12 protein-coding genes and 2 rRNA genes (1 of these 14 cut by a window edge) are annotated in these 14,328 nt (G+C 68.8%); 11 read left to right on the forward strand and 3 right to left on the reverse strand.

The genetic code is table 11. From position 1 onward, the window contains the following. The 10 genes from ACQZOG_RS16395 to ACQZOG_RS16440 form a co-directional block, all read left to right on the forward strand. Nucleotides 1–2,628: ribosomal RNA gene (locus tag ACQZOG_RS16395) — 23S ribosomal RNA — on the forward strand (it extends 496 nt beyond the left edge of the window). Between the two features lie 84 nt (nt 2,629–2,712). Next, nucleotides 2,713–2,829, forward strand: a 5S ribosomal RNA gene (gene rrf, locus ACQZOG_RS16400). Nucleotides 2,830–2,894: 65 nt separating this feature from the next. Then, entirely contained in the window at nt 2,895–3,560 is a 666-nt protein-coding gene (locus tag ACQZOG_RS16405; protein WP_354796348.1) for an HAD family hydrolase, read from the forward strand. Between the two features lie 59 nt (nt 3,561–3,619). Then, on the forward strand, nt 3,620–4,849 hold the full coding sequence (locus ACQZOG_RS16410) for an MFS transporter (protein WP_387787244.1): 1,230 nt from the start codon (nt 3,620–3,622) through the stop codon (nt 4,847–4,849). Further along, a complete protein-coding gene (locus tag ACQZOG_RS16415; protein ID WP_079031498.1) occupies nt 4,800–5,972 on the forward strand; it encodes an acetoin utilization protein AcuC in 1,173 nt (390 codons plus the stop codon). The genes ACQZOG_RS16410 and ACQZOG_RS16415 overlap by 50 nt, the downstream gene beginning before the upstream one ends. Nucleotides 5,973–6,193: 221 nt before the next feature. Beyond that, nucleotides 6,194–7,009, forward strand: a complete 816-nt coding sequence (locus ACQZOG_RS16420; RefSeq protein ID WP_359520248.1) for a phosphatase — start codon at nt 6,194–6,196, stop codon at nt 7,007–7,009. Nucleotides 7,010–7,138: 129 nt separating this feature from the next. Next, on the forward strand, nt 7,139–7,351 hold the full coding sequence (locus tag ACQZOG_RS16425) for a helix-turn-helix domain-containing protein (protein ID WP_157842153.1): 213 nt from the start codon (nt 7,139–7,141) through the stop codon (nt 7,349–7,351). Nucleotides 7,352–7,506: 155 nt separating this feature from the next. Then, on the forward strand, nt 7,507–7,605 hold the full coding sequence (locus tag ACQZOG_RS16430; RefSeq protein WP_003948845.1) for a 30S ribosomal protein bS22: 99 nt from the start codon (nt 7,507–7,509) through the stop codon (nt 7,603–7,605). A gap of 200 nt (nt 7,606–7,805) precedes the next feature. Further along, nucleotides 7,806–8,867, forward strand: a complete 1,062-nt coding sequence (locus ACQZOG_RS16435) for an NAD-dependent epimerase/dehydratase family protein (RefSeq protein WP_163089509.1) — start codon at nt 7,806–7,808, stop codon at nt 8,865–8,867. Between the two features lie 14 nt (nt 8,868–8,881). Continuing rightward, nucleotides 8,882–9,946 carry a lysophospholipid acyltransferase family protein gene (locus ACQZOG_RS16440; protein WP_193455997.1) on the forward strand — a complete coding sequence of 355 codons (1,065 nt, stop codon included), beginning with the start codon at nt 8,882–8,884 and terminating at the stop codon, nt 9,944–9,946. Between the two features lie 195 nt (nt 9,947–10,141). On the opposite strand, the gene ACQZOG_RS16445 is transcribed toward ACQZOG_RS16440, so the two are convergent. The 3 genes from ACQZOG_RS16445 to ACQZOG_RS16455 form a co-directional block, all read right to left on the reverse strand. Further along, nucleotides 10,142–11,383, reverse strand: a complete 1,242-nt coding sequence (locus ACQZOG_RS16445) for a DUF5667 domain-containing protein (RefSeq protein ID WP_365167133.1) — start codon at nt 11,381–11,383, stop codon at nt 10,142–10,144. Nucleotides 11,384–11,633: 250 nt separating this feature from the next. After that, entirely contained in the window at nt 11,634–12,410 is a 777-nt protein-coding gene (locus ACQZOG_RS16450; protein WP_078492972.1) for an ECF subfamily RNA polymerase sigma factor, BldN family, read from the reverse strand. A 381-nt stretch (nt 12,411–12,791) separates the two neighbouring features. After that, entirely contained in the window at nt 12,792–13,703 is a 912-nt protein-coding gene (locus ACQZOG_RS16455) for an HAD family hydrolase (protein ID WP_051724340.1), read from the reverse strand. A gap of 115 nt (nt 13,704–13,818) precedes the next feature. On the opposite strand from ACQZOG_RS16455, the gene ACQZOG_RS16460 reads away from it, so the two are divergent. After that, nucleotides 13,819–14,091, forward strand: coding sequence for a glutaredoxin family protein (locus ACQZOG_RS16460; protein ID WP_033272641.1), 273 nt, complete (start codon nt 13,819–13,821; stop codon nt 14,089–14,091). Nucleotides 14,092–14,328: the final 237 nt, after the last annotated feature.

Raw genomic sequence — 14,328 nt, forward strand, 5'->3', positions numbered from 1 at the left:
GGGACCACCCGCTAAGCCTAAATATTCCCTGGTGACCGATAGCGGATAGTACCGTGAGGGAATGGTGAAAAGTACCGCGGGAGCGGAGTGAAATAGTACCTGAAACCGTGTGCCTACAAGCCGTGGGAGCGTCGCGCAAGGACTTGTCCTTGCGTCGTGACTGCGTGCCTTTTGAAGAATGAGCCTGCGAGTTTGCGGTGTGTTGCGAGGTTAACCCGGGTGGGGAAGCCGTAGCGAAAGCGAGTCCGAATAGGGCGATTTTAGTAGCACGCTCAAGACCCGAAGCGGAGTGATCTAGCCATGGGCAGGTTGAAGCGGAGGTAAGACTTCGTGGAGGACCGAACCCACCAGGGTTGAAAACCTGGGGGATGACCTGTGGTTAGGGGTGAAAGGCCAATCAAACTCCGTGATAGCTGGTTCTCCCCGAAATGCATTTAGGTGCAGCGTCGTGTGTTTCTTGCCGGAGGTAGAGCACTGGATAGGCGATGGGCCCTACCGGGTTACTGACCTTAGCCAAACTCCGAATGCCGGTAAGTGAGAGCGCGGCAGTGAGACTGTGGGGGATAAGCTCCATGGTCGAGAGGGAAACAGCCCAGAGCATCGACTAAGGCCCCTAAGCGTACGCTAAGTGGGAAAGGATGTGGAGTCGCACAGACAACCAGGAGGTTGGCTTAGAAGCAGCCACCCTTGAAAGAGTGCGTAATAGCTCACTGGTCTAGTGATTCCGCGCCGACAATGTAGCGGGGCTCAAGCGTACCGCCGAAGTCGTGTCATTGCGATATGTACCCCCAACGGGGATCGTGATGGGTAGGGGAGCGTCGTCTGCCGGGTGAAGCAGCCGCGGAAGCGAGTTGTGGACGGTTGACGAGTGAGAATGCAGGCATGAGTAGCGATTCACACGTGAGAAACGTGTGCGCCGATTGACTAAGGGTTCCTGGGTCAAGCTGATCTGCCCAGGGTAAGTCGGGACCTAAGGCGAGGCCGACAGGCGTAGTCGATGGATAACCGGTTGATATTCCGGTACCCGCTGTGAAGCGTCAAACATCGAATCCAGTGATGCTAAGCCCGTGAAGCCGCCGGCTGAGTCTTCGGACGAGGTCGGAGTGGTGGAGCCGGTGACCCGAGCTGGTAGTAGGTGAGTGATGGGGTGACGCAGGAAGGTAGTCCATCCCGGGCGGTGGTTGTCCCGGGGTAAGGGTGTAGGACGTCAGGTAGGCAAATCCGCCTGACATGTGTCTGAGACCTGATGCCGAGCCGATTGTGGTGAAGTGGATGATCCTATGCTGTCGAGAAAAGCCTCTAGCGAGTTTCATGGCGGCCCGTACCCTAAACCGACTCAGGTGGTCAGGTAGAGAATACCGAGGCGTTCGGGTGAACTATGGTTAAGGAACTCGGCAAAATGCCCCCGTAACTTCGGGAGAAGGGGGGCCACAACCGGTGATCGGATTTACTCCGTGAGCTGGGGGTGGCCGCAGAGACCAGCGAGAAGCGACTGTTTACTAAAAACACAGGTCCGTGCGAAGCCGTAAGGCGATGTATACGGACTGACGCCTGCCCGGTGCTGGAACGTTAAGGGGACCGGTTAGCTCACTTTCGGGTGGGCGAAGCTGAGAACTTAAGCGCCAGTAAACGGCGGTGGTAACTATAACCATCCTAAGGTAGCGAAATTCCTTGTCGGGTAAGTTCCGACCTGCACGAATGGCGTAACGACTTCTCGACTGTCTCAACCATAGGCCCGGTGAAATTGCACTACGAGTAAAGATGCTCGTTTCGCGCAGCAGGACGGAAAGACCCCGGGACCTTTACTACAGTTTGATATTGGTGTTCGGTTCGGCTTGTGTAGGATAGCTGGGAGACTGTGAACTCTGGACGCCAGTTCAGGGGGAGTCGTCGTTGAAATACCAGTCTGGTCGTGCTGGATGTCTAACCTGGGTCCGTGATCCGGATCAGGGACAGTGTCTGATGGGTAGTTTAACTGGGGCGGTTGCCTCCTAAAGAGTAACGGAGGCGCCCAAAGGTTCCCTCAGCCTGGTTGGCAATCAGGTGTTGAGTGTAAGTGCACAAGGGAGCTTGACTGTGAGACCGACGGGTCGAGCAGGGACGAAAGTCGGGACTAGTGATCCGGCGGTGGCTTGTGGAAGCGCCGTCGCTCAACGGATAAAAGGTACCCCGGGGATAACAGGCTGATCTTCCCCAAGAGTCCATATCGACGGGATGGTTTGGCACCTCGATGTCGGCTCGTCGCATCCTGGGGCTGGAGTCGGTCCCAAGGGTTGGGCTGTTCGCCCATTAAAGCGGTACGCGAGCTGGGTTTAGAACGTCGTGAGACAGTTCGGTCCCTATCCGCTGTGCGCGTAGGAGTCTTGAGAAGGGCTGTCCCTAGTACGAGAGGACCGGGACGGACGAACCTCTGGTGTGCCAGTTGTTCTGCCAAGGGCATGGCTGGTTGGCTACGTTCGGGAGGGATAACCGCTGAAAGCATCTAAGCGGGAAGCCTGCTTCGAGATGAGGACTCCCACCTCCTAGAGAGGGTAAGGCTCCCAGTAGACGACTGGGTTGATAGGCCGGATATGGAAGCACGGTAACGTGTGGAGTTGACCGGTACTAATAGGCCGAGGGCTTGTCCTCAGTTGCTCGCGTCCACTGTGTTGGTTCTGAAACCACGAACAACCCCATGTGCCACACATGGTGCGGTTGAGTGTTTCATAGTGTTTCGGTGGTCATAGCGTAGGGGAAACGCCCGGTTACATTCCGAACCCGGAAGCTAAGCCTTACAGCGCCGATGGTACTGCAGGGGGGACCCTGTGGGAGAGTAGGACGCCGCCGAACAATTCTTATAGAGAAAGCCCCCGTGCCATTCGGCACGGGGGCTTTCTGCGTTTAGGGTCAGGTTCATGCGCTATGACCTGGTGATTTTCGACAACGACGGTGTCCTCGTCGACAGCGAGCCCCTTTCCAACCGGCACCTCGCCGCCTATCTCACCGAGGTCGGGCACCCCACCACCTACGAGGACTCCATCCGCGACTACATGGGGTCGGCCATGCACCGCGTGCACGACCTGATCGAGGAACGGACCGGGCAGCGGTTGCCGGCCGACTTCGACGACGTCTTCCACGCCCGTGTCTTCGCAGCGTTCGAGCGGGAGTTGAAGCCCGTGCCCGGGGTCGCCGACGTGCTGGAGAAGCTGACGGCGGACGGGGTGCCGTACTGCGTGGCGTCCTCGGGGAGCCACGAGCGGATCCGGGTGGGACACCGGGCGGCCCGGCTGGACCGGTTCTTCGACGACGCGCGGATCTTCAGCTCGCAGGACGTCGGCCGGGGGAAGCCCGCCCCCGATCTGTTCCTGTACGCGGCCGAGCGGATGGGCACGGCTCCCGAGCGGTGTGTGGTCGTCGAGGACAGCCCGCTCGGCGTCCAGGCGGCCGTCGCGGCCGGGATGGACGTCTACGGGTTCACCGCGATGGCGCCCGCGGAGAAGCTGGACGCCGCCACCCGACTCTTCGGCGACATGCGGGAGTTGCTGCCCCTGCTCGCGGCCGGCGACCGCCCCGGGAACTGAGCACGATTCATCTTTGACCGGATCTACCCACCGGTACCCCCGGGGCCTACGCTCCCGCCATGACTGATGTGCTGCGGCGCGGCAGGGCCTCGCTGGCGTTCAGCTTCCTGGTGCAGGGTGTCGCCTTCGCTCTGCTCGTGACGCGCATCCCGGGCATCCAGAACCGGTACGGGGTCTCGGACGGGATGCTGCCCGTCTTCCTCGCCGCCGTGCCCATCCTGGCCGGCATCGGCAGTGTCTCCACGGAGCGGCTGGTGCGGCGGGTGCCGCCGAGCCGGGTGCTGCGGTGGTCCCAGCCGGTCGTGCTGCTGGCGCTGCTGGCCGTCGGGGCCGGGCGGCAGATGGCCGTGCTCGCCCTGGCGCTGGCGGCGTTCGGGCTGGCCGTCGGCGCGCTGGACGCCTCGATGAACATGCTCGGGGTGAGCCTCCAGCGGGCGTACGGGCGGAGCATCATGCTGAGCTTCCACGCCGCGTACAGCCTGGGCGGGATCGTCGGGGCGTCGCTCGCCTGGGTGGGGGCGCACTACGGGCTGGCGCTGTGGGTGTCGTACCTGCCGGTGGTGCTGGTGCTGCTGCCGGCCGCGCTGGTGGGCAGCCGCTGGTACGTCGACGGGGAGGGCCGGGCGCCCGTGGAGAAGAGCGCCGGAGCAGGGCAGGGCGGTGGGCTGAAGTGGCTGCTGCCGCTGTGCCTGGTGATGACGGTGGCGTACATCGGGGACTCGACGGTCTCCAACTGGAGCGCCAAGTACCTGCAGGACGTGCTGGGCAGCTCCGAGCAGATGGCGACCGTGCCGTACAACGTCTACATGGTCACCACGCTGCTGGGGCGGACCGTCGGGGACGTCGGGGTGCGGCGGTTCGGGGCCGTGGCGGTCGTGCGGGCGGGGGCGCTGGTGGCGGCGGCCGGGTTCGCCGTGGTGGCCGTGGCGCCGGGTGCGTGGGTGGGAATGCTCGGGTTCACCCTGCTGGGGCTCGGGCTGTGCGTGCTGGTGCCGCAGACGTTCGCCGCGGCGGGGCGGCGGGCGGACGAGACGGGGCGGCCGGGGGCGTCGGACGCGGCCGTGGCACGGCTCAACGTCTTCAACTACGTGGGCTTCCTGGTCGGTTCCCCGCTGGTGGGGGCGCTGGGGGACGCCTGGAGCTACCGCGGGGCCATGCTGGTGCCGATGGTGCTGGTACTGGTGACGCTCGTGCACGCCCGTTCGTTCGCGCCGGGGGCCGACCGATACGGTGGCGGGCATGAGCGGCCGCGCACAGCTGATGTGGGACGAAGCAGTAACGGGCTATGACTTCGGCCGGGACCACCCGATGGACCCGGTCCGGCTGGCGCTGACCCGCAGCCTGGTCACCGCCCTCGGCCTGGACCGTGACGTGAACGTGGTCGCGGCGAAGGCGGCGGGGGAGTCGACGCTGCGGCTCGTGCACCGGGAGGACTACATCGACGCGGTGCGTGCCGCGTCGGCCGATCCCGAGGCGGCGGACCAGTCGTACGGGCTGGGGACCCTCGACGATCCGGCGTTCGCGGGGATGCACGAGGTGTCGGCGCTGATCGCCGGGCAGTCGGTGGGCGCGGCCGAGGCGGTGTGGCGGGGTGAGGCGCTGCACGCGGTGAACTTCGCGGGCGGGCTGCACCACGCGATGCCGGGCGCGGCGTCCGGGTTCTGCGTGTACAACGACGCCGCGCTGGCGATCGCGCGGCTGCTGGAGCTCGGTGCGGAGCGGGTGGCGTACATCGACGTCGACGTGCACCACGGGGACGGGGTGCAGGCGGCGTTCTGGGAGGACCCGCGAGTGCTGACGATCTCGCTGCACGAGCACCCGAGCACGTTGTTCCCGCAGACCGGGTGGCCGGGGGAGACGGGCGCGTCGGACGCGGAGGGCAGCGCGGTGAACGTGGCGCTGCCGGCGGGCACCGGGGACGCGGGGTGGCTGCGGGCGTTCCACGCGGTCGTGCCCGAGCTGATCGCGGACTTCCGGCCGCAGGTGCTGGTGACGCAGCACGGGGCCGACACGCACTTCGAGGACCCGCTGGCGCACCTGGCGGTGTCGCTGGACGCGCAGCGGGCGGTGCAGGCGGCCTGTCACGACCTGGCGCACGAGCACGCCGAGGGGCGCTGGGTGGCGCTGGGCGGCGGTGGTTACGCGGTGGTCGAGGTCGTGCCGAGGTCCTGGTCGCACCTGGTGGGTATCGCGGCCGGGCGGCCCGTGGAGCCGACGACGCTCGTGCCCGACGAGTGGCGGCACCAGGTGTACGCGCGGACCCGGCAGCCGGCACCGCACCGGATGACGGACGGCCGGTGGCCGGTGTCGTGGGCCGCGTGGGACGAGGGGTACGACCCGGCGGACCGGCTGGACCAGGCGATCCTGGCGACCCGGCGCGCGGTGTTCCCGCTGCGGGGGCTGCTGGCCTGACGGGCAGGTTGACCGCGGTGAGCCCGCCGGGCCGGGGCCAGGCGCCATTGCCGGGTAATGGCCGGCCCCTGCGGTGTCGTCGTCTCGAGACCGTTGCCCTCGGCGAGTTCCACGCGGACGAGGCCGGGCCGACGGGCCTGCGCGACGGTTGTTAGGCCGACCGTGGGGCGGGGGCCCCGTTCCGGTGCGCGGATGCGGGCCGGTGGCGCACCATCGCGAGTGTGGTGACCGCCGACCTCCTCCGCGCGCATCTTCTGACGTCCCGGCTCGCCGGGGTGGTGGGCACCACCCGGGAGGAGAGCCTGCGCAGCTACCGGCTGTTCGCCGCCCGGGACCCGCGGGTGCTGATCGGGCTCGATCCGGTCGGGGAGTGGGGCGAGCGGGAGGTGCTCGCGCTGATGGCGGACCGGTGCGGGGTGGCGGCGGATCCCGGGCGGGCGTCGGGGCCCGAGGTCATCGATCCGGAGCGTACGCTGGCCGCCCTGGACGCCTGTGCGGGCCGGCTGGCGGAGGCCGCGCGGCGCCGTGTTCCGGTGCTGCTGGGCACCGGGCACCCGCATCGGCTGCTCGGTTTCTACGCCGTGCTCGCAGACGCCTTGTCGGCGGCGGGATGTGAGATTCTCACCCCGGCGCAGGGTCGCTGTGTCGACATAACGACCCGGTTCGGCCTACGCACGGCCACGCTCGACTACGTCCGGGGGGTCGGACTGGTCCGGGGCGCGACCGCGCAGCGCCCCGGTGGTGAGCCGGGCGCGCACACGCACTCCCCCGTCCCGGTTCGGGCGGCCCTGGCGGCCGCCGCGGATGCCGGAGGGCCGTTGCCGGGGCTGGTGATCGGGGACCACGGCTGGATCTGCGGGGCAGGTCAGCTGGGGTTCGAGAGCGTCGGGCCGGCCGACGTGAACGACCCGGCGCCGTTCGTGGGGCAGGCCGAGGGGGCGGTCTCGGTGGTCGTTCCGGTTGACGACGGTGCGCGGTCCGATTACTACCTGCCGCTGACCCGCTACGTACTCAATCGAGCGTGTCTGTCACAGTAGGCCGCCGATGGGTGCACCTCTTCCCCACTCGCATCACCCGCCCCTACATTGGGGAGTGAGCACGCAACGACGAAGAGTCACCGGAAGGGGAAGCCGGTGGCCGTCGAGTGCGGAAGGTTCAGGTGTGTCATGGCTGCAGCTGGCGAGAGGCCTCTGAACGAGGTTCAGTTCCTTACCGTGGCGGAAGTCGCCTCGGTGATGCGAGTGTCGAAGATGACCGTGTACCGCCTGGTGCACAGCGGTCATCTGCCCGCGATCCGGGTGGGGCGGTCCTTCCGCGTCCCCGAGCAAGCGGTACACGAGTACCTCCGCGAGAGCTACGTGGGGGTGGACACGGCCTGACGGTGATCCCGGGAAGGCCCGTACCGGGCACTCATGGGCCTTCCCGGTCACCTCGATTACGACCTCAGCGCTCGGGCGGGTAGGCTGACCCCTCGAAGGTCGTGTGGGCCCATGGCGCCCAAACACCGAGTGATGAGAAGTGAGCGAGGGTAGTCGTGGGCTCTGTTATCAAGAAGCGGCGCAAGCGGATGGCCAAGAAGAAGCACCGCAAGCTGCTCAAGCGCACGCGCGTCCAGCGTCGCAACAAGAAGTAAGCGACAGCGCGAGAGCGTGTCCCAGTGGCCCCCCACCGCGATTCGGTGGGGGGCCACTGCCCGTTGGTACGCCCACCCCCTTGGTACGTCCGGTGTACGTCCCGGGGATGTTGTCACTTCACGTATCCGCTCGGCATCACAGGGCGACGGCGACCCGATAGGTTGGCCGTCGGCAGCAGGGTGAGAGGAAGGCGCTGATCTTGGGGAAGGTCGTGCTCGTGACCGGGGTGGCCCGGCAGCTCGGGGGCCGCTTCGTGCGGCGGATCCAGCGGGACCCCGAGGTGGACCGGGTGGTCGCCGTGGACGCGGTGCGGCCCGAGCACCATCTGGGCGGTGCGGACTTCGTCCAGGCGGACATCCGGCAGCCGACCGTCGCGCGGGTGCTGGCCGAGTCGGGCGCCGACACGGTCGTCCATCTCGACGTGACGGGCACGCCGCTGGGCGGCGGCGGCCGGGCGTCGCTGAAGGAGACCAACGTCATCGGCACCATGCAACTGCTGGGCGCCTGCCAGAAGTCGCCGAACGTCCGGCGGCTCGTGGTGAAGTCCAGCACCAACGTCTACGGCTCGGCGCCGCGCGACCCGGCGGTGTTCACCGAGTCGACGCCGCCCAAGTCGCTGCCCAGCGGCGGCTTCGCGAAGGACACGGTGGAGGTCGAGGGGTACGTGCGCGGCTTCGCCCGGCGCCGCCCGGACGTCGCCGTGTGCGTGCTGCGGTTCGCCAACATCCTGGGCCCGGCCGCGGACACCCCGCTCGCGTCGTACTTCGCGCTGCCGGTGCTGCCGACGGTGTTCGGCTACGACCCGCGGCTGCAGTTCGTGCACGAGGACGACGTGATCGAGGTGCTGCGGATCGGTGCGCACGAGCCGCGGCGCGGGACCCTCAACAGCGGCACGTTCAACATCGCCGGGGACGGGGTGCTGCTGCTGTCGCAGTGCTCGCGGCGGCTGGGCCGGCCGACGGTGCCGCTGCTGCTTCCCGCGGTCACCTGGGCGGGCTCCCTGATGCGTACGCTGGGAATGTCGGACTTCTCGCCCGAGCAGATCCGGCTGCTGACGCACGGGCGGGTGGTGGCGACGGACCAGATGCGGGAGACGCTGGGTTTCACCCCCAAGTACTCGACTGCCGAAACGTTTGCGGACTTCGTGCGCAGCCGCGGTCCGGGGCTGCTGCCGCCGGAGACCGTCGCGAGGGCCGTCGACCGGATCGCCGCGCTGCCCGTGCCGGGCAGCGGCCATGTGCCGGCGCACGGCGCCGACTGAGGAGCGCAGCAACGATGGCGGACGCCAAGGTCATTCCGTTCGACGACGACCACCGCTCCCGTGGGAGTGCCGCGTCGCGCCGCCGTGGCGCGGCCGGCCGCCGCCCGGGCGGGACGCGGCCCGCGGCGGTGGGGGAGGTCCAGCCCCTGCCGGGGACGGCCGCGGCGCGGGAGGATGATCCCGTGACCGGTGAGGACGAGCAGCCGCGTGAGCAGGCCGCGGACCGCGAGGGCGGTGACGGCGGCCTGGAGCGGCGCATCGCGAGCGGGCTGGCGTTCCTGCGTCGCCGGCTCACCGGGGACTACGACGTCGACGACTTCGGCTACGACGAGGAACTCACCGACCAGGTCCTCATGTCGCTGCTGCGCCCGATGTACGAGAAGTACTTCCGGGTCGAGGTGAAGGGCATCGAGAACATCCCGTCCGAGGGCGGTGCGCTGATCGTCGCCAACCATTCGGGGACGGTCCCGATGGACGGGCTGATGATGCAGGTCGCCGTGCACGACCACCATCCGGCCGGGCGGCATCTGCGGCTGCTGGCGGCGGACCTGGTGTTCGTGCTGCCGGTGGTGAACGAGCTGGCGCGGAAGCTGGGGCACACGCTGGCCTGTGCGGAGGACGCCGAACGGCTGCTGGCTCAGGGCGAGTTGGTCGGGGTGATGCCGGAGGGGTTCAAGGGCATCGGGAAGCCGTTCTCCGAGCGGTACAAGCTACAGCGGTTCGGGCGGGGCGGGTTCGTGTCGACGGCGCTGCGGCACGGGGCGCCGATCGTGCCGTGCTCGATCGTCGGGGCGGAGGAGATCTACCCGATGATCGGCAACGCGAAGACGCTGGCGCGGCTGCTGGGTTTCCCGTACTTCCCGCTCACGCCGACGTTCCCGTGGCTGGGGCCGCTGGGGGCGATTCCGCTGCCGACGAAGTGGACGATCCAGTTCGGGGAGCCGATCCCCACGGACGGATACCCGCCGGAGGCGGCGGAGGACCCGATGCTGATGTTCAACCTCACCGACCAGGTCCGCGAACAGATCCAGCACACGCTGTACAAGTTGCTGGTGCAGCGGCGGTCGGTGTTCTTCTGACGGGACCTTGCGCGGGGGCGTGGCGCTGAGCCGGCGGGCGGAGTCCGACGCAGCCGTGCGAAGCCTGCGGAGCAGTGCGAGGGCGGCAGACAGGAGGGGCCAAGCTGCTGGTGCAGCGGCGGTCGGTGTTCTTCTGAGGTTCTTCCTGGTCCGATGCGAACTGTGGGCGCCCCTCGGTGAGGGGCGCCCACAGTGCTACTCCCGGTCCTCCGCGTCGATGCCCAGACCCGGGAGGAGCCCGGGTAGGAGAGGTGGGAGCGTGACGTCGGGGGCGGGAGGCCGGGTGGCCGAGCCCGTCGGCGGCGGCGTACTGCTCTGGCCGCTCTCCTGGGGCGGGTCGAGGAGGCCGCCGGTGTTGCCGCCGAGCAGGCCGTCCTTCTCGCGCTCGGCGTCGGCGGAGTCGGTCGGTCCCGCGCTCGCCTCGCCCGTGCCGGAGCCGCCCCGTCCGGTGCCGGGGGACGTCGAGGGCTCGGCCTCCGACGGGGCGTCGGAGGCCGGTGCGGAGCCGCCGCGCCGCTTCCCGTCGTCCGCCCCGTCGCTCGGCGGCTGCGGCAGCAGGGACTGCAGCGGGGCGACGTCCTCGTCTATGGCGTCGAACACCGACGTGACCTGCTCACTGACGTCCCCGAGCTGCACGGGCAGCCGGTCGCGCAGACTGCCCCAGGTGTCGCGGTGGGCGCGGGAGAAGGAGGAGAGCGCCTGCATGGGGCCGAGCGAGTCCGGGTTGCGCTCGTAGGCCTCGCGGAGCAGCCGGTGGCCCTCCGAGGCGTCGTGGCGCATGCCGGACAGGGCGCGGCGGATGTCGTTCAAGGACTCGTGGTCGAGGGACCCGGCGCGGTCGCGCTCCATCAGCCGGCGGGCCTCGCTCAGCCGGGTGGAGGCGTTGTCGAGGTAGACCCGGCCGCGCTCGTCGTCGCCGTCTGCGAAGGTGAGCTTGACGTCCTCGATGCCGCGCTTGAGTCCGTAGAGGGAGTCGCCGGGGAGTGCGTCGGAGCTGGCGGCGGCGACTCCGCCGAGGGCGCCGGCGGCGACACCGACGGTGAGTCCGCCCGCGGTGAGCCCTTTGGCCAGCCGGGTCCGCGGCCGCAGCCTGCCCAGCGGGGTCGCCCGGTGGGCGCCCTTGGCGCGGCGCGAGCGCTGTTCGGGAACGGCCCGGTCCGTCGCCTCGCCTGCGGCGGTGCCCTCCTGGAGCATGGCCTCGAACGCGGCCACCAGCTGGGCTCGCTGGACGACCTTCACCTCGGGGTCGAGTTCCGGCCGGGGCAGCGCGCTCAGACCGGAGGCCAGCGTGAGCAGCTGGTCCTGTTCGGTCTCGGCGGCGGCCGCGGCCGGTGCCGGTCCTTCGGTTCGCTCGGCCGCCGTGCCCCGGTCGGACTGCTCCTCCAGGGCCTGGGCGAAGGCGTTCGCCCGCCGGTGCGCCGATACGTTCGCGATCACTGGCGGCACCTCCTCTCGTCATGACGGTCGACTCCCCAGGGGGTCTGAGGGTTCCCGAGCCCGGACGACGCCACACGATCGGGTGAGCGGAGCCGGTCAGCGGGTGACCACAGGGAGCCTGTATCCCGCACAACGACGGGCGCGGCACTTCGGTTACGGACACCGGTAGCCCGATTGAGGATTCCAACCGTGTTTCACTCAGGGTGAGTTGAGTGTCGCCCGCTGTGGACCGTCCGGTGGACGGGCCGGTTCAGCGGGCGTCGTCCGGGAGGAGCCGGGCCAGGGTGCGGACGGCCCGGTACTGGAGGGTCTTGATGGCGCCCTCGTTCTTGCCCATGACACGGGCCGTCTCGGCGACGGACAGCCCCTGGAGGAATCGGAGCGTGACGCACTCCTGCTGTTGGGGGTTGAGCCGACGTACGGCTTCGAGGAGGGCGGCGTTGGACAGGGACTCGAGAACGGAATCCTCGGGGGAGCGCTCGACCTCGTTGGCGTCGAGCATCTCCCCGGTGGTGACCTCGAGGCGGAAGCGGCTGGACTTGAAGTGGTCGGCGACCAGGTTGCGGGCGATGGTCACCAGCCAGGCGCCGAAGTCGCGGCCCTGCCAGGTGAAGGTGCCGATGCGGCGCAGCGCCCGCAGAAAGGTCTCGCTGGTGAGGTCCTCGGCGGTCGCCTTGCCGCCGACGCGGTAGTAGATGTAGCGGTAGACGGTGTCGCTGTACTGGTCGTAGAGCCGTCCGAAGGCCTCCGCCTCGCCGGCCTGGGCGCGCTCCACGAGGTCCATCATCCGGGCGCTGTCGCTGTCGGCGGCGGGACGGCGGGCAGCGGGAGCGCCGGACGGTCGTCCTCGTCTGCCGACCGCGGCCGTGCCCTCGGCGAGGGCGTAGCACGGGCCGGCGGGGACGGCGGCGAATGCGGGGACGGCGTGCGCGGGGGGGACGATTCCGCGCAACATGTCTCGGGCTGTCGCGACTGTCGCGCGCAGCGTAGCCAGGCCCGAGGCGTCAACCCCGACGTGTGGGTACACGGGACTCCCAGAGGCAGAGCTTCCATCACGTGCAGTGCGGGGCCGTTCACCCGTCGTGGCGAAGGGGTGGTCCCGGAATGCGTCTGAGGAGAATAACGCTTCGTACAGGCCCTGCTACACCGAGTTGCTCAAATCACCGATTAGGTCGCTTCCGTAACCGGTTGACGCATGTTCAGGGATGACAAGCTGACCGGTTGGTGACCGGAAGCTTTCGGATTCCGGATAAGTCCAGGGCGAAGTGTGGCCGTGTGCAGCCAAGAGGACTGCTCGGGCCGGTTGCGGGGTACGGCAGTCGGTTTGGGCGTGTCGCGGCCCGGCCCGGTCACAGCGGGCATGCGCGGCCCCGGTCGCGGGGCGTCAGCGCGCTTGCGGTGCGGGGCGTCAGCGGCGCTTGCGGTGCAGGGCGATGGCGGCGGCCGTGCCCCCGGCCACCGCGCCCACGCCGGCCGCGGCCGGGATGCCGACCTTGGCCGCCTTGCGGCCGGTGCGGTAGTCGCGCAGCCGCCAGTCCATCTGGCGCGCGTGCTTGCGCAGCTTGGAGTCCGGGTTGATCGCGTAGGGGTGACCCACCAGCGACAGCATCGGGATGTCGTTGTGCGAGTCGCTGTACGCGGCGCAGCGGCCGAGGTCGAGCCCTTCGGCGAGCGCGAGCGCGCGGACCGCCTCAGCCTTCGCGGGGCCGTGCAGCGGCTCGCCCACCAGTTTGCCCGTGTACACGCCGTCGACCGACTCGGCGACGGTGCCCAGGGCGCCGGTCAGGCCGAGGCGGCGGGCGATCACCGTGGCGATCTCCACCGGGGCGGCGGTGACCAGCCACACCCGCTGGCCCGCGTCGAGGTGCGCCTGGGCCAGCGCCCGGGTGCCGGGCCAGATCCGCTCCGCCATGTACTCGTCGTAGATCTCCTCGCCGATGGACTGCAGCTCGGAGACGCGGTGGCCCTGGACGATGGAGAGCGCCGAGTCGCGCGCCTCCTGCATGTGCTCGGGGTCCTCGACGCCGGCCAGCCGGAACCACGCCTGCTGCCAGGCGAACCGGGCCAGCTCGCGCGTGTCGAAGAACTTCCGCTTGTACAGGCCCCGCCCGAAGTGGAACAGGGCGGCGCCCTGCATGACGGTGTTGTCCAGGTCGAAGAACGCGGCGGCCCGTTCGTCACCGGGTACCGGGAACTCGGGTTCGCGTTCGGAAACTTCCTGGGTGGACTTGCGTGCGGCCTCCGCCGAGGCCTCGCCTGCCAACACGCTCCGCGCCGTGGCGGAGCGCCTACGGGGAGTGAGCCATCCGAGAGCGGCCATGGCGTGAGCATAGCCAGTGCGCACGCCCGTTCCGGTGCCGAGAGGTCGCCACGTCGTGAACTCTGTGTGTCCCGGGCGGTGTCCCGGCCTTGTCCCGGGCGGGACAATGACCCGTATGAGCCCTCTCTTCCGCCGCGCCGGACCCCCGCGGGACCGGCTCGTGACGCTGATCCGCAAGCCCGGCTGCCATCTGTGCGACGACGCCCAGGTGGTGGTGGAGAAGGTGTGCTCCGAGCTCGGGGTCCCGTGGGAGCGGAAGGACATCACCGAGGACCGGGAGCTGTACGAGAAGTACTGGGAGCAGATCCCCGTGGTGCTCGTCGACGGACGGCAGCACACCTTCTGGCGCGTGAACGAGGACCGTCTGCGCAAGGCCCTGGGTGACTGACCGGCCAGTTCAATCTGGCGGAAATTCGCTTAGGATCGATGGTGACTTGGTCTCGGGGGCGGGATTCACAGAGGAGAGTGTGCGGTTTTGCCCCTAGAAGCTAAGGGACGGCGGTGCAGGCGCGCCGGTTCCCCGTGCGTGCGCCGGGGGCGCGTGACCCCGGTCACGTTGGCCGGGCAAATCGGACACAATCTTTGTGCACGCGTTCACAAAGACATAGCCTGCATTCGACGGGGC

Origin of the sequence: Streptomyces sp. P13-3-3, from assembly GCF_050571355.1 — a bacterium.
GTDB lineage: Bacteria > Actinomycetota > Actinomycetes > Streptomycetales > Streptomycetaceae > Streptomyces > Streptomyces althioticus.

What these genes read in the sequence shown, in the direction of transcription:
- ACQZOG_RS16405 (WP_354796348.1), top strand. Translation starts at nt 2,895, where the DNA reads ATGCGCTATGACCTGGTGATTTTCGACAACGACGGTGTCCTCGTCGAC.
- ACQZOG_RS16410 (WP_387787244.1), top strand. Translation starts at nt 3,620, where the DNA reads ATGACTGATGTGCTGCGGCGCGGCAGGGCCTCGCTGGCGTTCAGCTTC.
- ACQZOG_RS16415 (WP_079031498.1), top strand. Translation starts at nt 4,800, where the DNA reads ATGAGCGGCCGCGCACAGCTGATGTGGGACGAAGCAGTAACGGGCTAT.
- ACQZOG_RS16425 (WP_157842153.1), top strand. Translation starts at nt 7,139, where the DNA reads ATGGCTGCAGCTGGCGAGAGGCCTCTGAACGAGGTTCAGTTCCTTACC.
- ACQZOG_RS16440 (WP_193455997.1), top strand. Translation starts at nt 8,882, where the DNA reads ATGGCGGACGCCAAGGTCATTCCGTTCGACGACGACCACCGCTCCCGT.
- ACQZOG_RS16455 (WP_051724340.1), bottom strand. Translation starts at nt 13,703, where the DNA reads ATGGCCGCTCTCGGATGGCTCACTCCCCGTAGGCGCTCCGCCACGGCG.
- ACQZOG_RS16460 (WP_033272641.1), top strand. Translation starts at nt 13,819, where the DNA reads ATGAGCCCTCTCTTCCGCCGCGCCGGACCCCCGCGGGACCGGCTCGTG.